Annotated in this window: 12 protein-coding genes; 8 read left to right on the top strand and 4 right to left on the bottom strand. The window is 34.3% G+C overall.

The window, feature by feature from the left end; translation table 11 throughout:
- Positions 1-96: 96 nt before the first annotated feature.
- Positions 97-477: a plastocyanin gene (petE, locus tag STA7437_RS07665; RefSeq protein WP_015192812.1), complete on the top strand. Its 381-nt coding sequence runs from the start codon at positions 97-99 to the stop codon at positions 475-477.
- A gap of 47 nt (positions 478-524) precedes the next feature.
- Here petE and STA7437_RS07660 read toward each other — a convergent pair whose 3' ends face one another.
- From STA7437_RS07660 to STA7437_RS07650, 3 genes are read right to left on the bottom strand one after another with little or no spacing between them, the layout of a single operon-like run.
- Positions 525-1,910: an anthranilate synthase component I gene (locus STA7437_RS07660; RefSeq protein ID WP_015192811.1), complete on the bottom strand. Its 1,386-nt coding sequence runs from the start codon at positions 1,908-1,910 to the stop codon at positions 525-527.
- A 5-nt stretch (positions 1,911-1,915) separates the two neighbouring features.
- Positions 1,916-2,794: an energy-coupling factor transporter transmembrane component T family protein gene (locus tag STA7437_RS07655; RefSeq protein ID WP_015192810.1), complete on the bottom strand. Its 879-nt coding sequence runs from the start codon at positions 2,792-2,794 to the stop codon at positions 1,916-1,918.
- Positions 2,795-2,853: 59 nt separating this feature from the next.
- Entirely contained in the window at positions 2,854-4,317 is a 1,464-nt protein-coding gene (locus STA7437_RS07650) for a sugar transferase (RefSeq protein ID WP_015192809.1), read from the bottom strand.
- A gap of 262 nt (positions 4,318-4,579) precedes the next feature.
- On the opposite strand from STA7437_RS07650, the gene STA7437_RS07645 reads away from it, so the two are divergent.
- The 4 genes from STA7437_RS07645 (at position 4,580) to STA7437_RS07630 (ending at position 10,288) form a co-directional block, all read left to right on the top strand.
- Complete coding sequence (locus tag STA7437_RS07645; RefSeq protein WP_015192808.1) at positions 4,580-6,397, top strand: DUF4114 domain-containing protein; 1,818 nt, start codon at positions 4,580-4,582, stop codon at positions 6,395-6,397.
- 118 nt (positions 6,398-6,515) lie between these two features.
- Positions 6,516-7,877 (top strand): 16S rRNA (cytosine(967)-C(5))-methyltransferase, encoded by a 1,362-nt coding sequence (locus STA7437_RS07640; RefSeq protein ID WP_015192807.1) that lies wholly within the window; start codon positions 6,516-6,518, stop codon positions 7,875-7,877.
- A 1-nt stretch (position 7,878) separates the two neighbouring features.
- On the top strand, positions 7,879-8,313 hold the full coding sequence (locus STA7437_RS07635) for a tellurite resistance TerB family protein (RefSeq protein ID WP_015192806.1): 435 nt from the start codon (positions 7,879-7,881) through the stop codon (positions 8,311-8,313).
- A gap of 265 nt (positions 8,314-8,578) precedes the next feature.
- On the top strand, positions 8,579-10,288 hold the full coding sequence (locus STA7437_RS07630) for a hypothetical protein (RefSeq protein ID WP_015192805.1): 1,710 nt from the start codon (positions 8,579-8,581) through the stop codon (positions 10,286-10,288).
- A 95-nt stretch (positions 10,289-10,383) separates the two neighbouring features.
- Here the strand turns inward: STA7437_RS07630 and STA7437_RS07625 are convergent, their stop codons facing one another.
- Positions 10,384-11,484 carry an ATP-grasp domain-containing protein gene (locus STA7437_RS07625; protein WP_015192804.1) on the bottom strand — a complete coding sequence of 367 codons (1,101 nt, stop codon included), beginning with the start codon at positions 11,482-11,484 and terminating at the stop codon, positions 10,384-10,386.
- A gap of 684 nt (positions 11,485-12,168) precedes the next feature.
- Between STA7437_RS07625 and STA7437_RS07620 the strand changes: the two genes are divergently transcribed.
- The 3 genes from STA7437_RS07620 (at position 12,169) to smc (ending at position 20,040) form a co-directional block, all read left to right on the top strand.
- Positions 12,169-13,980, top strand: coding sequence for an ArnT family glycosyltransferase (locus STA7437_RS07620; protein WP_015192803.1), 1,812 nt, complete (start codon positions 12,169-12,171; stop codon positions 13,978-13,980).
- Between the two features lie 1,144 nt (positions 13,981-15,124).
- Positions 15,125-16,012, top strand: a complete 888-nt coding sequence (gene rsmH, locus STA7437_RS07615; protein ID WP_015192802.1) for a 16S rRNA (cytosine(1402)-N(4))-methyltransferase RsmH — start codon at positions 15,125-15,127, stop codon at positions 16,010-16,012.
- Positions 16,013-16,314: 302 nt separating this feature from the next.
- Positions 16,315-20,040: a chromosome segregation protein SMC gene (gene smc / locus STA7437_RS07610; protein WP_015192801.1), complete on the top strand. Its 3,726-nt coding sequence runs from the start codon at positions 16,315-16,317 to the stop codon at positions 20,038-20,040.
- Positions 20,041-20,055 lie beyond the last annotated feature (15 nt).

The raw sequence follows: 20,055 nt of genomic DNA, 5'->3' as shown, positions 1-20,055 counted from the left end.
AACTGTTCAATCACTCAAAACCAGTCAGTTTGTTTATATTCGCTCCTAACAATACTAGATTAATCTAGGGAAAAAAATTATATTTGAGTGTTAAAAATGACCAAGAAGCTAGGCTTATTACTTTCGACTGTTTTGCTAGTGGTTACTAGCTTTTTCTTAACTGCAAATCCTGCTGCTGCTGAAACCTATGAAGTTAAAATGGGTTCAGATAACGGTATGTTACAGTTTGTTCCCAGTTCTTTAACTATTAAGTCAGGGGACACTGTTAAGTGGGTTAACAACAAAATGGCTCCTCACAATGTAGTCTTTGATAGCAGTAAAGTATCTGATGATATAGCTACTAAAGCATCTCATAAAAGTCTTGCCTTTTCTCCTGGCGAATCTTTTACAACTACTTTTGATCAACCAGGTGAATATTCTTACTACTGCGAACCTCATCGTGGTGCAGGTATGGTTGGTAAGATTGTTGTGGAATAAGTTGCCTTTAACTCTAGAAAGTAGGGGCAATTCATGAATTGCTTCTACTAGGTTAATTTTAAGGCTGCTAATTGAGCTTCAGCTTTATTTAAAGACTCGTACCATTCTTTTTCAGGACCGCTGTCGGCAACAATTCCTGCTCCTACTTGTCCATAAACTAGAGCTTGATTGGGATTGAGAGGTTGATACAATAAGGTACGAATTAAAATATTTAAATCTAAATTGCCTCTTTGATCCAAATAACCACAAGAACCATAAAATAAATTGCGACGCACTGGTTCTAATTCTTCAATAATTTCCATACAACGGACTTTCGGACATCCTGTAATCGTTCCTCCAGGAAACATTCCTTTGATCAGATCTACGGGATGGCAATCTGGTTTTAGTTTACCTCGGACATTACTAACCAGATGCATAACATGACTATAACGTTCGATTACTAATAATTCATCTACTTCAACCGAACCCCATTGACAGACTTTGCCCAAGTCGTTACGTTCTAAGTCAACTAACATAATATGTTCGGCTCTTTCTTTGACGTTGGCAAGTAATTCCTGTGCTAATTTTTGGTCTTGTTGGGGAGTTGTACCACGCGCTCTTGTTCCTGCAATTGGTCTAGTTTGGGCAGAATTTCCTTGTAGTTGAATCAGTCTTTCTGGTGAACAACTAATAATTGTACCCCAAGGCGATCGCCAGTAACTGGCAAAGGGAGATGGATTAATTTTTTGTAGGGTACGATAAATCGACCAACTATCTTTGGTAGTTTCAGTTTGAAAGCGTAAGGAGAGATTGGTTTGAAAGATGTCTCCCGCTTGAATATATTTTTTCGCTTGTCTAACGGAATCTTCGTAGTCAAATTGATTGGTTAGGTAGGAAATTTGAGGGGAAGTGGTAGAGACTCGCCCTGCTACGTCTGTACAACAAGAAGTTTCTAATTGCTGTTGTAAGCTATCTAATTGTTGGGGTTGAGTTGCTGCTAACCAAAGAAGTTGTTCTTGATGATCTAAGACGGCAAAGCAATCTGGTTCGTACCAATAAGCAACAGGAAAAGGTAAAGGATCTTGATTTAAATTAGGTAATTTTTCAATTTCCCAAGCCAAATCGTAACCCAACCAACCCAACCAACCTCCCGTAAAGGGTAAATGCTGAACTTCTGAATTATTAGTTAAAGATTGTTCTAGTAAAAAATGCAAAAAAGGTAAAATATTTCCTACTGTCGGAGTCCAAATTTGAGCTTTGCCATTAACTACCCGAGGTGAACCTGCACAGATTGAATAACGAGATAGTTGGGGTTGATCTATTGGTGTGGGAAAAGGACTTTCTAACAGAGTAGCGATTGTGTTTGATTGAAGAAATAATTGAGCAAAAACTTGTGAACCAGTGCGATTATTTAAAGGTAGCGATCGCCAGTACCAAGGAGATAATTGTTTCATTTTCCCTAAGTTGCTCCCCCAATTAAGAAACGAGCTAACCAAAAAGGAATCAAACTACCTAAAGCTAACCAATCTCGCCAACGTAAGCGCAATTGATGCCATTGCACCCGATGTTGATCGGGACTGGTAAAACCTCTGACATCCATTGCTGTGGCAATTTGTTCTGCTCTCAGCAGCAGGTTTGCGAGTAATTTTTCGACTACCATCAACCAAACTTTGAGACTTCGTCGTAAACCTAATTTATTCCAGTTAATGGCTCTAGTCCGTACAGAACGAACCAAATTTTGAACTTCTTCTAAAACTAAGGGAATAAAACGCAAGGAAAGAGTTAAGGTTAGGGCAATTTCGGTGATTGGTAGTTTAAAACGTCGCAAAGGCTCCATTAATTCTTCGATTCCTGCGGTTATTTCTTCAGGAGCGGTAGTCAGTAAGTAGAGATTGGTACTATAAATTAGGGTAAAAATTAAGGTACTAATTCTAACCGCCACATCCAAAGAACGACGAGTAATGGTAAATCTACCCTGTTCAAAAATTACGTATTGATAAGAACCTGGTTGGGGAAGTTCTAAACCAGTATCGGGTAATCGAGATTGATAATTGACCGCCAAACCATCAGGCGCGATCGCAGTAATAATAAATACTAAAATACATAAAGTTAGTAACCAACCCATCTGTTGTCGCCAAACTCTGAGGGGAATGGCAGCAGTTAAAGTTACTAAGACGAGTAAACCTGATAAAGCCAACCGCCAATAGGGGTTAGCTAGTAAAGGTGCAGCCAAAAATGTCATCAACCAAGCTAATTTAACTCGCGGATCGAGTCGGTGCAGCCAAGTTACAGGTTGTTCGAGGTATAAACCAATAGGTAGCGATCGCAATAAATCCATTCTTAGTTATTAATCATCCTCTTAGATCGTTAAATTTTAAATCATCTCCCTATCTCCATCTAATATGCTCCTTTACCAAATAACACAATTCTGACTGTTTCGAGCAAAATATCTAAATCTAAATTTAAAGACCAATTATCGATATAGTAAAGGTCTAAACGCGCAGCCTCATCAAAATCATTCAAATCTGAGCGTCCAGAAATTTGCCATAAACCAGTAATTCCAGGTAACACCTGATGCCGAATTTGATGCCAAGACTTCATTCTAGCTACATCTCTCAGTGGTAAAGGGCGGGGTCCAACTAAACTCATTTGACCGAGTAAGACATTAAATAATTGGGGTAATTCATCGAAACTAGTACGTCGAAGAAAATGACCAATAGAAATTATGCGTGGGTCTTGTTTGATTTTAAACATAATTCCGTCTTTGGTTTGATTTTGGGCTTCCAAAATAGTTTGCATCATCTCCGCATTAGTTACCATCGTCCGAAACTTCCACATTTGAAAGACTTTCCCATGTAAACCAATTCTTTCTTGACGGAAAAAAACATCACCAGGAGAAGAAAGTTTAATCGTGACCGCAATACTAATCAAAAGAGGTGCTAGTATGATTAAAGCGATCGCAGCACAAAAGATATCTAACCATCGTTTCAAACGATAGTCCCAACCGACTAGTAAAGGGGCTTCCACTCTCAAAGTGGGAATACCTGCACAAATTTCTGAAATACCACGACGGTGTAAGACTTCAACACTAGAAGGAATTAGACGCAAAGCAATGCCATAATGTCTTAATTTCCAGTAAAGAGTAGAAGCCAATTTAGTTTGCGGTAAATCTTCTGCCAATACTTCCGTTGCACCAGAATTAATAATTGTTTGTAAGGTAGTTTGAGTATGAGCGCAACTAGCTAAAGCAGCACCAACTACTTGATAAGCAGAACGTTTTTCAATAATTTGAGCTAATTTAGGTAACTTTAATGCAGGAGCAATAATAAATACAGAAATTTGCCGTTTATTAACTAAAAATTGTCTAACAAGTAACGAAATCGACATCCGCCAACCAATTACTAAAACAATACTACAAAACCAAGCCGTAAAAAAAAGCGATCGCGGTGGGTCTAATTTAGGATCATAAAAATAAATTAAAACTAAAGATAATAAATAAACACTACTAATTAATTGCCCGATGCGAACATAGTTCTGACTGTAATTGTTATATAAGCCACCATAACTAAACAAGACAATAGTTAAACCAGTAAAAATCCAAAATACACTCGGAACACCCCACCAATTCCACCAAATCAAATCGGTCGGGATAGGAGAATAAAAATGATTAAAATAATGAGCAATTCGCCACGCGCCAGCTAAAGCTAGTATATCTCCCAGCAAAATCCAAATCAATCTCTGTACTTGCGGATTTGTCAAATTAGATAGTTGTAGTCGACGAGGTGCGCGTAAATCTAATAATAAATATTTTGGTTTAATTTTTTCTTGATCATCACAACTATGATTGGGAGAACAATCCATAAATATTACGATAAGATGTTCTGATTTATCTTTAGTTTGCCCAGAATGTCATTTCACTTATCAGTTACAAAGTAGCAATCAACAATTAACAATCAACAAAAACCAGAATATTGACTCTATCTCCTAGAGCGTGAGAACTGCTATGATTGTCCTGAACCAAGTACTAAAGTTTAACTTAATTAAAATTTTAATCATTTGATAGTAAAAAATGCTGGTTGATTTGGGTAACCTAGGCTCGAATGAAAATTAACCAGTATAACTAATGATTAATAGTAACTTTTGGACGATTGCCAACGAATCAATTATTAATCCAGAAAGCGTTTATTACCATCCCGAAACTAACGAGATTTTTGTTGCCAATGTTGTCGGTAATGAGGTAACCAAAGATGGTCAAGGTTGGCTCAGTAAAATCTCCCCATCAGGTAAAATCCTAAAAGATAAATGGGTTGAAGGCCTAAATGCTCCTCACGGTATGCGTGCTTTTCAAGGCAAGCTTTGGGTAGCAGATATTGATGAATTAGTAGTAATCGATCTTCGCTCTGCTCAAATCATCGAAAAAATTTCTATTCCTGAGTCAATTTACCTTAATGACGTAGCCATTGCCGAGGATGGTAGAGTTTTTGTTTCTGACACTATTACCAACCGTATTTATCAAGTTAAAGATGGTCAGGTAACAATTTTTGCCGAAGGAAAGCACTTAGAATCACCTAATGGTCTTTTGATCAAAGATAATCATCTTTTTGTGGCAGGATGGGGCAATATTACAGATACCGCAACTTTTGCTACTGATGTACCAGGGAATATTTTCAAACTCGATCTAACTTCTGAAGAAAAACAAGTAATCACTCAGTCTCCTCTGGGCAATTTAGATGGACTTGAGCAAGATTTAGAAGGAAATTTTATTGTTTCCGATTACATTGCTGGTGAATTATTTGTTGTTAATCCTACCGACAAAACATCTTACAGTTTAATTTCTGGATTGGAAGGCACGGCTGATATTGGGTTAATTCCTGACCAAGATTTAGTGATAGTTCCTAGTCTAAGTCAAAGTACAGTAACGGCTTATCAGTATACTCCGACTTTAAGTCTTACCCAGCAAAATCCTTATATCCTTCAACTAGGTGGAGACATCAATAGAGCTAAACTACAATTTCAACTCAGTAGCAAAGATGTTGAAACAACCAATATTCATGAGCTTGGTATCTTTGTTGTTGATGATTCAGAAGGTCGTATTAATGGTGTTTTACCGAGTCAAGATGGTTATGTACAAGCTGCTTTGAATCGAAGCAAGACTATTTTTTCTGTTCTTCCTGATAATTTTATTCTTAATCCCAGTCGTATTATTGATAATATTCAAGGAAAATTTTTAAGCTTTTATTTAATCGAAAATGGAACTACTGATGAAGTGTTAGCAAATCCTGATGCTTATAGTAAAGTACATTTAAATAAACTACCAATTACTACTATAGAAAATAATCAATTTCAAATTAATTTTGAAGATAGTAAGAGCGACTTAGCCCTAACTCTTGGGTTAACTAAACAAACTCTACCCATTGGTACTCAAGTACAAGGACAACCAGAAGGTGAGTTAGCTGATTTGCGTAATTTGGTTGGACAGCAAGTACAGGTAGATGTTCCTGTGATTGAGAGTGAAGCAGCTTATAAAAATACAGTAGGCTTTTATCAGGTAGAAAATGAACAAGGTAAAGTAATTGACCCTATCACAGGAGAAGCATTGAATCCTGGTGAAGTTGGTTACACTCAAGCAGCTTTACGCAATAGTCAACAGCTAGGAATCAGTTTTACTCATCAAGAAAAGAATATTAAAAATGTTCTACAAGGGGGACATTTATATGCTCCTTTTCTCATTGCTAATAATACTCTAGAGCAAACTTTGGCTTCTTTTGATTCAAGTTCTGACGAGCAAAAATCAGTTTATTTTGCCTATTTAGAAGCAAATTGGGACAAAGTAGACCACGTTAGATTGTTGAGCGATAACACTTGGGGTTTTGAAGATTTAGCTCATGGCGGAGATCAAGATTTTAACGATCTAGTTATTCAATTATCATTTACTGTCTAATCAAATTTTCTCTAATGTATTTAGTTTCTGTAGAGAGATAAGATATATTGGCGAGTTAAAATTCGCTCTTGGTAATTTATCAAGTATCCAAATTTTTTTGGTTCATCCTTACACTCTGATGGCAACTGCTTCTAATTCTCGTCAACTAGCTTTTCTAGCTCTACAAGAAATTTATCAAAAAAAAGCTTATACAGATATTGCTTTAGATCGAGTTTTGCGTTCATCGCCAGAACTAAGTTCAGTAGAAAAAAGTTTAACTTGTGAATTAGTTTATGGCATTGTGCGTCGTCAAAGAACTCTTGATAGTTTAATTAACTTACTTGGCAAAAAAAAAGCTCAGCAACAGCCTCCTAATTTAAGGATTATTTTGCAAATGGGTTTGTATCAACTGCGATATCTCGATCACATTCCTGTTTCGGCAGCAGTTAATACCAGTGTGGAATTAGCTAAACAAAATGGTTTAAAAAAACTCGCTGGTGTAGTCAATGGTTTATTAAGAGAATATCTTCGCCAAGCAACCAATTGCGATCCTTTAGAATTACCAAATAATCCAGTTACTAAAATTGGTATTAAATATAGTTTTCCTGACTGGATTGTTGAAACTTTTTTACAACAACTACCAGCATCAGAAGTAGAACAATTATGTGGCTGGTTCAATCAACCTGCCCAGATTGATCTCAGAATTAATTTACTCAAAACTTCTCTAGAAACCGTAGAAAAAGCTTTTCTAGACCAAGGCATAACTACAGTACGTGTACCTCATCTATCTCAGACTTTAAGATTAACTAACAGCGCAGGAAAAATCAATCAATTACCTGGTTATGAAGCAGGTTGGTGGATGGTACAAGATAGTAGTGCGCAATTAGTAACTCATCTACTCGATCCCCAACCAGGAGAAACTATTGTAGATGCTTGTGCTGCACCAGGCGGAAAAACGACTCATATCGCTGAATTAATCAAAGATCAAGGTGTCATTTATGCTTGTGATCTTTCTGAGAAACGACTCAACAAAGTTCAAGAAAATGCTCAACGACTACAACTAAAATCAATTAAAATATGTCCTGGAGATAGTCGTAATCGTACAGTACAATGTAACTCTAAATTTTTAGTTGATCGCGTTTTGTTAGATGCACCATGCTCTGGTTTAGGTACGCTTCACAAACGCCCTGATATTCGTTGGCGACAAACTCTGACCAAAATTGGGGAACTTTCTCAGTTACAACAGCAACTATTAAATCAGGCAGCAACTTGGGTTAAACCGGGAGGTATCATAGTGTATGCGACTTGTACCCTTAATCGGTTGGAAAATGAAGTAGTGATCGAATCTTTTCTTCAGTCTCATCCTGAGTGGCAAATTGAGTCTTCAGTTTTTGACTCTCCAGCTAATCATTTTGCTACATTCCCTGGTTGGATTAAGGTTTTTCCCCACAAACATAATATGGATGGATTTTTTATGGTTAAGTTACAACGAGAGTTTTAAGATGCAAATATATTGGAAAAAAATCGGAAAAATGAAACAATTACTCAAAATTTTAATTGGTGCTGCTTGGATTGATGGTGTAATTCAACCAGAGGAAAGAAAATATTTTCATCGCATCGCTAGTGATTTTCAACTGGCTGAAGATCCTGAAATAAAAACTTTATTAGCAGAACTTAAACCAATTAAATCAGAAGAATGCTACCAATGGTTAGAAGATTATTTGGGAAAAAATCCTACTCAAGCTGACTATCAAGAATTATTTGAAAAAATTAGCGGTTTAATTTATAGCGATGGAGATGTAGACGTTCGTGAAGTCAAACTAATTGAAAAATTACAACTTCTAGATCCAACTAACCAACCTCGTAAATCAGCATTTGATAAAGTTCTCAAAAAGATTCAGAAATTGTATCAACAAGCAGTTCATGAACAAGCTTAAGGATAATTATTAACAAAATAAATTAGTTTAATATACAATTGCCATCGACTCAAACAATCTTATTAATAAGAAATTAGTTAATCGCGATCGCACTAAGAGCTAATAAAGATATCAAACAAATTATAATTTGACTTAGAGCGATCGCGATATTATTTTTCAGAAAAATCTACTGCGATAAGAACTTTTGAAAGCTAACCTTTCACTTTATTGATCGCCAACCTGTTATTTATTATTTAAGTAATCAATTGGAAGATCGAAGTCATAAATGTTTTTTTTTAAATCCAAATATAATTTTTGGCTCGCTTTAAGCATTGCTACAGCAATATTATTTAGCTTGGCTGGATTAAAACTAGCTTTTCAATCTCCTTATACAATTCAAGATGATGCTAGGCAACATATTTTTTGGATGCAACAATTTAACGCTCCAGAATTATTTTCAGGAGATTTAATTGCTGATTATTTTCAATCGGTTGCACCTTGGGGATTTACTAATTTATATAAATTTATTAATAAGTTAGGTATAAATATATTTTGGTTGAATAAAATTTCGCCTTTATTAATTGGTGTTGTTACCAGTATCTATTGTTTTCTGGTTTGTTTAGAAATTTTTCCTGTTCCTTTGGCTGGTTTTATTGCCACTTTATTATTAAATCAAAATCTCTGGATGCTTGATGATTTATCTTCTGGTACACCAAGAGCTTTTTTTTATCCTTTGTTTTTAGCTTTTGTTTACTATCTATTAAAACAATCTTTATTACTTTGTTTACTGATAATAATTTTGCAAGGATTATTTTATCCTCAAACTGTGTTACTTTCCGCAGTAGTTTTAATTATTAAATTGATTACTGAAAAAAATAATCGGTTGTTTTGTCTATCTGGTTTATTAACTGCGGGAGTTATCTTATTAATCTACAGTTTAAAAACTTCCCAATTTGGTAATGTAATTACTGTCAATGAAGCTAAACTATTACCAGAATTTTATGCTGAAGGAAGAAATACTTTTTTCTTAGATAATCCTGTGACTTTTTGGTTGTCAGCACAAAGAAGTGGATTTTTTCCCAGAGAATGGCAATATGTTTTGTTGTGTTCTTTTGGTTTAATTTTGCCTTGGTTGAAATTGTTGCCGAATCGCTTTCCTTTAGTCACGAAGATAAATAGTAATATCAGAATTTTATGGCAAGTTTTCTTAGCTGCTTCGATCATGTTTGGTTTAGCTCATTTATTTTTATTTAAATTACATCTCCCAAGTCGTTATAGCCAGCATACTCTAAGAATTTTAATTGCTTTGATTGATGGCATTACTGTTGCAATTTTATTAAATAGTTTTCGTCACTGGTTTGAACGTAAATTTACTCAATACCAACCACTAACTAAAAACCTAATTTCTGTAGGATTAATTAGTTTACTTTTATATCCTACTTATGCAGTACAAGCTTATCCTTATCGCTTGGGTTATGTTGAAGGAAAAGCTTTAGAATTATATCAATTTTTACAACAGCAACCTAAAGACTATTTAATTGCTACCTTAAGTTCAGAAGGAGATTTTATTCCTACTTTTGCTAAAAAAAGAGTATTAGTTAGTCAAGAATATGCTATTCCTTATCATCTTGATTATTATCAATCAATTCGCCAGCGAGTTAAAGATTTAATTCATGCTCAATACAGTCAAAATTTAACCGAAATCCAAAATTTTATTAATCAATATCAGATTGATTTGTGGTTAATAGACCAAAATGCGTTTCAAGTAGAATATTTAAACAACAATTTTTGGTTAAAACAATTTCAGCCTGAACTTAACAATGCTATTTCCATTGTCAAACAAAAACAAGAATTAGTTTTAGCTAGGTTAGGAAATGAGTGTAATATTTTTCCTAACTCAGAGTTTAAAGTTTTATCTGCTAGTTGTATTGCAAATTTTATTCGTTCTAATGAAAAATATAGCAATTCTATAAATGATGAGGTATACCATTACTAGTTACCAGTTACTAATTATGAGGGATGAACAATTAACATCAATTATCAACAAAAAACAGAGTGTTAATATACCTCACAAAAATAAGAAACGTTATCCTAAAGTCTTTGTTTAATAATTGTCCTTAAGTCTTTTTGTTGAGCGACTGTTCCAGCTAATAAAATACCTATTTTTCCCATTAAAATCGTACCCCAATTAACCATAATTACTCCTGTTTGTTTACTCAGATCCAATTCAATATCTTTGAGATCAATTTCTGCTAAAGAACGATATTTAGTTTCAAAATTTTCACAAGTCCAACTAGGTATTTGAAGTTTTTGAGCAATTCCAGTAGGATAGGATGCACCATTAAAACGAGGATTACATTCGATCGCATAATAACTTGGTTCGGTTTCTGTTTCTACTACCGCTACATCAAAGGCAAATATTTCTTTCATTCCCTGTTGATACATCCATTCTGCCATTGGTTGGACAATTGACCAAGGCTGATGTTTGGTAGGATAACGATTACCCTGATGTGCATAACCATCCAATACTTGTTCGGTGGCAGCAAAACGTTCTAATCCTTGCTTGTTTATTCGATATTGTAGATTAAGAAAGTTAAAGGAGTTTATTTCTTGTTGAATTTGTAATGGTACTTTATCATCAAACTCTTTTAAAGCTTCCTTAAGTTGTTGTTGATCTTGACAACGATAGATACCAACACCATCTACAGATACTGCTGGTTTGAGATAGCAAGGATAAATTAAATCATCCCAGTTAGCAATCTTTGTTTTAGTGTCAAAACACTTAGTTTGAGGAACTTTTACCCCCAATTTTTCTGCTAATTTTATAAAATTGTTTTTTGAGTTAACATATTCAACTACTTCAAACCATTTTGGATCGATTTGATGAAACCATTTGTGATCGTTACTGTGATTGTCAACTACATCACCAAAAATAAACACAGAAATATCGTAATCTGGATAATCACTCATCAACGTGTGAGATACATCCCAAATAACATTTTTACTATGACTTAAACCAATGCGATCGTAATGAGCAGTAATAAATTGCCACTGTGATTTAAGATCGGGATGTAATTGAATCAAATCTTCTGGTTCAGTTGTCCCCAAAACTCTACCAGAAAACAAATAGTTTCCTCTCACCGCTTCATGGGTGCAAATCATGATGTCGTGATTATAAATTTTTTTATTCATAAGCTAGTCCTACCACTCTTTAGCTTCTTAATTCAGACTGTCTTAGAATGGGGACTAAAACTGTATCAACTGATGCGGTTGAAAGTAGTTTTATCTATTGGTAATTTTTTGAGACAATACCTTATATCAAGTCTGCTTCGATTAATTTTATTTAAATTGCAACAAAGATTGAGAGTTGTAGACGCCAATAGCCGTTTGCTTTTTGTCTAATGATAGTTATTCGCTTTTTAAATTACCATTGGCACGATTATACAGGGAAGAGGGGAAAGGGAATAGAAAACATTAATTTTGTAAGTTACTAAGCGATTAAATATAATTAAAATAACTTGCTCTTAAACGCTCCGATCTGCATATTTATTCGCAACAAATTTAATCTCGAACAATTATAATTAACAATCACATAACTTATTTTAACAAAAAGATTTTTGGGTATTTTTTCACAATATTTTTATGCTTTTAAAAAGATAATATTAATACTATGGCACTACGTATTTAGGTTAGGACACGCAAATCTTGTCAGGGCGATTGGCCAATCGCGCCTACGATTTACAATAATGTCCTAATCTTTCTTTGTACTGCTATATAATCAACAAATGTTTAGATCAATTACTACCAACAATTTAGTCGTTCAATATAATTATTTTAACTTCAAAAACATACATACATTAAAAAGTTAAGTTGAAGATGACATTGATTCATAAAAAATCCCTAAAATTAGATATTTTAATATTAATTTCAACTTTAGCAATAATTACTTTTGGTATTGGCAACTATGGTTTATATGAACCTCATGAAGGTCATTTTGCAATGGTTGCCCAAGAAATGATTTTACGAAAAGATTGGCTCACTCCTTATCTTAATGGCGCACCTTATTTAAATAAACCACCACTTTTATATTGGTTAATTGCTATTTCAATTAAAATTTTTGGTACTACAGAATTTGCTGTTAGATTACCGATCGCTTTATCGGGATGGCTCGGAATTATTATAGCTTGGTTATGGAGTAGAGAATTATGGGGAATTGTAGCTAGTCGTATTGCAGTAATCATGTTAACTGTAACTACTGGATGGTTTATTTTTACCCATCAGTTATTAATTGATGTTTTGTTAGGAACGTTATTACTTGCTAGTAATTATTTTTTATGGAAATTATTATCTCAACCTAAATCTTATATTTTTTTCTTAGCTTTTTATGGTTGTCTAAGTTTATGTTTATTAACTAAAGGTTTAATTGGTATTGCTTTTCCTTTAGCTGGTTTACTTGGATTAATTATAATTAAACGAAACAATAAAATTGTTCAAAAAATAAAACTTGGGCAGGGAATCTTATTAATTATAGCCATAACTTTACCTTGGTTTATTGCAGTAGAAAAAGCTAATCCCGGTTTTCTGCATTATTTTATTTTTAACGAACATCTTAATCGCATTTTTGATCGTCGTTTTCCACCTGACTATGAAGTTTCAAAAATTAGTGCTTTAGGTTATTTAGGAATTACTGCTGTCTGGTGTTTACCTTGGATTTTATTTTTTCCTTCTGTCATTAAGTTTGCTTGGCAACAATATCAAACCAAACATCAATCAGCTATTATTTTACTTGCGATCGCTTTTACACTACCAATTCTAGTATTTCTACCTCTTTCTTCTCGTCTGATTTATTATAGTATTCCTGCTATTGCGCCTTATATTATTTTATGTGCTGGTTATTTCAGTTATCATTCATTTAAAATATATGGTTTTATTTCAATTTTAATCGGAGTTGTTTGTTTAAGTACGATCTATTTTTTACCTCAGCTATCGATTTTTTTGCTAAGCATTAACAATAAAACAGAAATTAATCAGCTAATTTTTACTGTTTTAATCACCCTTGGAGTAGGATTTTTAGTAGCAGGAATAGCAATGCTCAGAAATCGGTATTTATTATCCTTACTCTCTTTATTTATCGCTTGGACTATTACTTATATTGCAGTGACAAAAGGGTTTGTTATTTATCAATATCTTCGTTCTTCTAAATCTTTAATTCAAACTGCATCTCCTTGCCTTAATCTCAATACTTTATGGGTTTTTGAAGGTTCAAGAGAAATTGGTGCTGCTGGTGCGATGAGTTTTTATCTCAATCAAAATCAATCTGATTTTAAAACTTTCAATCAACTTGGTTGGGTAACAGGAAAGCACGGTAACTCTTATCGAATTGTAATGGTATTATCTGATGCAGGAAATAATCGTCTACCACCAAAGTTTCCTGGGGAATTACCATCTTATTTAATTAATAAAGCACAATTACAATTTTATTGGAATAGCGATCGCAATGTGGTGTTTGTGACTGATTTTTTACGTCAACAGAACGATCCTAACGATCCTCCCGATTTGAATTTACCTCAAGATTCAGGACAACCTTTATTAGAAATAGCCTCTCGTAAATTATACGGGAACTTGCCAGCTAGAAAAGATTGGTGTCAAAGCAATTTGAGCAAGTACCAGGGAATTAAAAAACAATAAATACAATTTCTGTTACTCAAACAAGTAGAGAAGCAGCTAGAGTTTTTTTACTAAAATTATCTTGAGCAAGATAGTGAAATAATAACTATTGATCCTGATACTTTTGATAAGAAAAGATTTATTCATCTAATTGGTGAATTAGAAACAGATTTGCAACTTAAATTAGCAATTTATTTGGATTTAAATCGATAATTATCTCTACTTTATGAAAGTATAAACAGAGATAATCTTAGCTGCTAAAGAAATATTGAGATAAAAAAAAGATTGACCTTGACAACTTGACATGATACTATCTAGATAATGGAAAAAGTGCGCCTAGAAATACCCGCCTAACAAAATTAGAACTGTATCAATTTTAAATAACTCTTGATCGCATCCCTTCAATCAGTTTTCGATAGGATAGGCAAAAATTAAAGCTAGACAAAAGCTTTTAAGTAATAATGATTTGCCCACTACAAGTTCTTTAAACCAACTATTACTTGATTCAATTTTAAAATTGCGACGCGTCTAGGAATTTTTCGCTTGGATGATCATATTCTCAAACCCCACTTTTAAGTTGCCTTTTTGAAATACTTTAAATTTTTCTGCCTCTTACCCTCTGCCTTTACACAATTTTTAAATGATGTATGCTAACAAGATTTAGTATCAATGATCACTTATCAGTCTCATAATTAGTAAAAACAGCTATAAGTTTACCTGTCTACAATAATTGTTAATCAAAAAAAAACGATTGACCTTGACAACTTGACATGATATTATCTAAATAATGGAAAAGGCGTGCCTAGAAATACCCGTTTAACAAAATTAGAACTGTATCAATTTTAAATAACTCTTGATCGCATCCCTTCAATCAGTTTTTGGTGGAGTGGACAAAGATTTATTTAAACTAAGATTATTACTTGATTCAATTTTAACGATCACTTATCAGTCTCATAATTAGTAATAAACAGCTATAAGTTTACCTGTCTACAATAATTGTTAATCAAAAAAACGATTGACCTTGACAACTTGACATGATATTATCTAAATAATGGAAAAGGCGTGCCTAGAAATACCCGCTACTAAAAATCAAAATTGCGTCAATTTCCAACAACACCCATCGCATCAATCAAAATTTGATTTAAACTAGGAGCAATTTTTTTTAGTGTCACAAGTAGAAAATATTTCTTTTATTCACATCTCCGTCTTGAGTAGAGAATTGATTGCAGGATTAAATATCATTCCAGAAGGACATTATTTAGATGCAACTGTAGGAGGAGGAGGACATAGTGAATTAATCTTATCTGCTGCGGAAAATGTTAAAGTAACAGCTATAGATCGAGATCAAAATGCGATCGCAGCTACTCAAGTAAGACTTTCTCAATACTATCCTCAACAACTGCAATTTTGGCAAGGAAACTTTGCTCATTATCAACCAAAGAAAATCTTATTTGATGGCATTGTAGCAGATTTAGGCGTAAGTTCCCCCCAACTAGATGTAGCGGAACGAGGCTTTAGTTTTCGTCAAACTGCCCCCTTAGATATGCGGATGGATCAAAATCAAGCTTTAACTGCTGCCGAAATTATCAATCATTGGGATGAAGTAAAATTAGCTAATATTTTCTATCAATATGGAGAAGAAAGACTCTCGCGTCGAATAGCAAAAAGAATAGTTCAACAGCGTCCCTTTAATAATACTATCGAATTAGCCAACGCGATCGCGTCTTCTGTTCCTCCCAAATATCGCTATGGTAGAATTAATCCTGCAACAAGAGTATTCCAAGCTTTAAGAATAGTTGTTAATCAAGAACTACAATCTTTAGAAACTTTTTTATCAATAGCACCCCATTGGCTCAAACCAACAGGCATAATTGCTATTATTACCTTTCATAGTTTAGAAGACCGAATTGTTAAACATCAATTTCGCAACAATGAGTTATTAGAAGTTATTACCAAAAAACCAATTATTCCCCAAAGCAATGAACAACAACAAAATCCTCGTTCTCGTTCTGCTAAATTAAGATTAGCCAGAAGAATTATTTCTAGTTCATAGGCTGTTATCAGTTACCAGTTATCAGTTATCAGTTTTTTACCGCTCGGTACACTTGAATTAAATTCAAGTGTGGGGAATCCATCGGGGCTTGCAAGCGGGGCATTCCGCCCTTTGATCCTTCGTTTCACGTTTCTGACGCCAATAATAACCATCAACCATCAACAAATATTACTAACTGTTAAAAAAAACTGGTTTTTTACCACCAATTGCCCAGAAATATGTCAAACAAGATAGTGTTTGTGATAGTCTACCTTTTCATCCAATACATTTATACTGTTTAACTAGCTAAGTAAACAATTTACATGGTTCACATCAAGCGCATTGAACTATCTCACTTCAAATCTTTTGGTGGTACGGCAAAAATTCCGATTTTACCTGGTTTTACAGTTATATCAGGTCCAAATGGTTCGGGAAAATCCAATATTCTTGATGCACTGTTGTTTTGCTTAGGTTTAGCTAGTTCTAAAGGAATGCGTGCCGATCGCTTGCCAGATCTAGTCAATCATAAACATAATAATAATGGTAATGGTCGCACATCGGAAGCAATTGTTTCAGTTACTTTTGATATTTCGGATTTAGAAGATTTAGCTGAACAAAAAGTAATCTCTTCAGTGGAGTCTTCAAATAATTCAATGGCATTAGAAGAAATTAATCATCATAGCGATCAAGAAAACAATTTCCTTGAACCTCAAAAAAATAATGTTGGTGTAATTGATAAATCAACCTCCAATGAATGGACAGTTACTCGTCGTCTTAAAGTTGGGAAGGGTGGTAATTATTCCTCAACTTTTTATATGAATGGAGAAGTTTGTACCGCTACAGAATTACATGAACAGTTGAGTCGTTTGCGAATTTATCCTGAAGGCTACAATGTTGTCTTACAAGGAGATGTTACGCGCATCATTTCCATGAATGGCAAAGAAAGAAGGGAAATTATTGATGAATTAGCTGGAGTAGCAGCATTTGATCGCAAAATTGAACAAAGTAGACGTACCTTAGAAAAAGTTCGCGAAAGAGAAGAACATTGTCATATTATTGAACAAGAACTAATTAGTAGTCGCGATCGTTTAGCAGCAGACCGAATTAAAGCAGAAAGGTATCGGAAATTAAAGGAAAAAATTCAGCAACAAAAGCTATGGGAAATAGTATTGATTTGGCAATCCTTAACCCAACAACAACAACAACTTTTAGCAGAGATAAATCAAGGTGAAACAGAGTCAAATCAATTAACTGAAGAATTAAATCAATTAGAGTTAAAAATTGCAGAAACTGCTACCCAATTAGATCAATTAAATACTCGTGTCAAAGCATTGGGTGAAGAAGAACAACTATCGATCGCGTCTACTTTAGCTACTCAAAAAGCTAAACGTCATCAACTACAACAGCGACAAACAGAATTACAAAATTTAATTCAACAAAAGCAATTAGCTCAAGCAAAAAATGAACAAGCACTGCACAACTATCAGCAGGATTTAGCACAACTTACTTTAGTCAAAAATAAATTAGAAACAGAAACTATTCCTCAGTTATCTTCTAAATCTCAACAAGCTAAAAAAATACTAGTTCAAACTAGAGAAACAGCAGATCAAGTTGCAGCAGCATCAGAAGCTTGGGTACAAGAACAAGCTAATCTTACTCGTCAAATTTCAGCCATTCAAGATAGTCTTAATCCTCAACGTACTGAACAAGCAACTATTATAGAAAGACAATCTCAACTAGAAAATAAAATTACCGAACAAACTCAACTTCTGCAAACCACTCAAGAGGAACTGGTTAATAAACAAAACAATTTCAATGATTTATCTGATCAAGTCAAAACAGCAGAAGAACAAATCAAACATCTTGCTCAACAATTAACTATTACCGAACATGAATGCACAATTCAACAAGATACTCAAAAACGTCTGCTGAAAGAACAACGAGATAAACAAAGAGAATTAGATAAACTAGAAGCTACCAAACAAGCACAACAAGAAGCCCAAGGAACTTATGCTACTCAAGTAATTATTAATGCTAATTTACCTGGAGTACATGGTTTAGTTGCTCAATTAGGACAAGTAGCAGCGAATTATCAACTTGCTTTAGAAACTGCTGCGGGAGGAAGATTAGGCTGTTTAGTAGTAGAAGATGAGCGAATTGCTTCCCAAGCAATTGAATTACTAAAAGCACAACGAGCAGGTAGGGCAACTTTTTTACCGCTCAATAAAATTCAAGCGCCTCGTCATCTTGATACCACTACGCTTCGTTATAATCAGGGTTTTATCGATCTGGCAGTTAATTTAATTAGTTGTGAGTCTCGTTATCAGAAAATCTTTGCTTATGTTTTTAATAACACCGTTGTTTTTGACAGTCTTAATCATGCCCGTCATCATCTAGGAAAATACCGAATTGTTACATTAGAAGGGGAAATCTTAGAAAGTAGTGGTGCAATGACAGGTGGAAGTCAATCTTCTCGTTCTAGCTTGCATTTTGGGGCTGTTTCTACTAAAGAGTCGGAAGAAGTAGAAGCCTTGAAGCAGCGATTGACAGAAATAGCGTCCATCTTATCAGACAATGACAGAATAATAGCAGATTTATCAATTCAAATCAAGAATTTGGGCAAAGAATTAACTGAAGCGAGACAAAATGGTAGAGAGAAACAACTTCGTTTAGAACAACTTAAACAAGAAATTAATCGTTTAGAAAAACAACAAACACAATTAACTAATAACCTTCAAAATTATCAACAAGAGCAAGAAAATATTCAAGTCCGCTTACAAATTTTAGCAACCAATCTTCCCGAACAAGAAATCAAATTACAAGAATATCAACAACGTCTAGATGAATTAGAATTATCTCACAACCAAAGTGAATGGCAACAGATTCAAGCAGTAATTAAAACTAAAGAAAACGAATTTGCTCATCAAGAAAAAATTCTTCGAGAAGCAGAAAATCAACTCAAAGATGCAGCAAGCCAATATCAACGTCTGAGCGAAAAAAATGAAGAAGCTCAACAACATCTAGTTCAATTAAAACAGGAACAACTAACTATTAAAGATGAACAATCAGCCATCAATCATCAACTGATCGAAATCGAACAAAAAATAACTGAATCAGAACAACAACTACAACAACTAAATGAACAATTAGGCACAACCAAACAAGAACGCGATCGCATTGAAACATTGGTTAGAAAATTACAAAATCAACAACAACAAACTTGCTGGAAACTAGAAAAATTACAAACCACCCAACAAGAAAGAAAAGAGACACTACAACATCTTCAACAACAACTAGCTGAACATCAACAAGAACTTCCCGATCCCATTCCTGATATACCTCAACTAATCAATACCGATGAAGAAACAGAAGCAGGAGAACAAATTACCTTTGATAACATCTCCGAACAACTAGAACAATTACAAAAACAAATTCGTAAAGGAGAAAAAAAATTAGAAGCAATGGAACCAGTAAATATGCTGGCGTTAGAAGAATATGAAAAAACCGAAGCCAGGTTACAAGAACTCTCAGAAAAATTAAGTACCATTGCAGCAGAAAGAACCGAATTATTATTACGAGTTGAAAAATTTACCACCCTTCGTTTGCGAGCTTTCAAAGAAGCCTTTGATGCAGTTAATCAAAACTTCCAAACTATTTTTGCCGAACTTTCTGAAGGAGACGGACACTTACAATTAGATGATGAAGAAGATCCTTTTAATGGTGGTTTAAATCTAGTTGCCCATCCCAAAGGAAAACCAGTTCAAAGATTAAGTTCTATGTCTGGAGGAGAAAAATCTCTCACCGCTCTTAGTTTTATCTTTTCTCTACAAAGATATCGCCCCTCTCCCTTCTATGCTTTTGATGAAGTCGATATGTTTTTAGATGGTGCTAATGTCGCCAGACTATCAAAAATGGTTAAAAAGCAAGCTCAACAAGCTCAGTTTTTAGTAGTTAGTTTACGTCGTCCCATGATTGAAGCTTCAGAAAGAACTATCGGCGTTACTCAAGCAAGAGGCGCACATACTCAAGTATTGGGAATCAAACTGTAGTTATCCCAGACTTCT

Origin of the sequence: Stanieria cyanosphaera PCC 7437, assembly GCF_000317575.1 — a bacterium.
GTDB classification, from domain to species: domain Bacteria; phylum Cyanobacteriota; class Cyanobacteriia; order Cyanobacteriales; family Xenococcaceae; genus Stanieria; species Stanieria cyanosphaera.
Note: the sequence above shows the minus strand (reverse complement) of the source record. Positions and strands in the feature narration are given on the sequence as shown.

Bases quoted from the DNA above. Each gene is read 5' to 3' on its own strand.
- petE (WP_015192812.1), top strand. From the start codon at position 97: ATGACCAAGAAGCTAGGCTTATTACTTTCGACTGTTTTGCTAGTGGTT.
- STA7437_RS07660 (WP_015192811.1), bottom strand. From the start codon at position 1,910: ATGAAACAATTATCTCCTTGGTACTGGCGATCGCTACCTTTAAATAAT.
- STA7437_RS07655 (WP_015192810.1), bottom strand. From the start codon at position 2,794: ATGGATTTATTGCGATCGCTACCTATTGGTTTATACCTCGAACAACCT.
- STA7437_RS07650 (WP_015192809.1), bottom strand. From the start codon at position 4,317: ATGGATTGTTCTCCCAATCATAGTTGTGATGATCAAGAAAAAATTAAA.
- STA7437_RS07645 (WP_015192808.1), top strand. From the start codon at position 4,580: ATGATTAATAGTAACTTTTGGACGATTGCCAACGAATCAATTATTAAT.
- STA7437_RS07640 (WP_015192807.1), top strand. From the start codon at position 6,516: ATGGCAACTGCTTCTAATTCTCGTCAACTAGCTTTTCTAGCTCTACAA.
- STA7437_RS07635 (WP_015192806.1), top strand. From the start codon at position 7,879: ATGCAAATATATTGGAAAAAAATCGGAAAAATGAAACAATTACTCAAA.
- STA7437_RS07630 (WP_015192805.1), top strand. From the start codon at position 8,579: ATGTTTTTTTTTAAATCCAAATATAATTTTTGGCTCGCTTTAAGCATT.
- STA7437_RS07625 (WP_015192804.1), bottom strand. From the start codon at position 11,484: ATGAATAAAAAAATTTATAATCACGACATCATGATTTGCACCCATGAA.
- STA7437_RS07620 (WP_015192803.1), top strand. From the start codon at position 12,169: ATGACATTGATTCATAAAAAATCCCTAAAATTAGATATTTTAATATTA.
- smc (WP_015192801.1), top strand. From the start codon at position 16,315: ATGGTTCACATCAAGCGCATTGAACTATCTCACTTCAAATCTTTTGGT.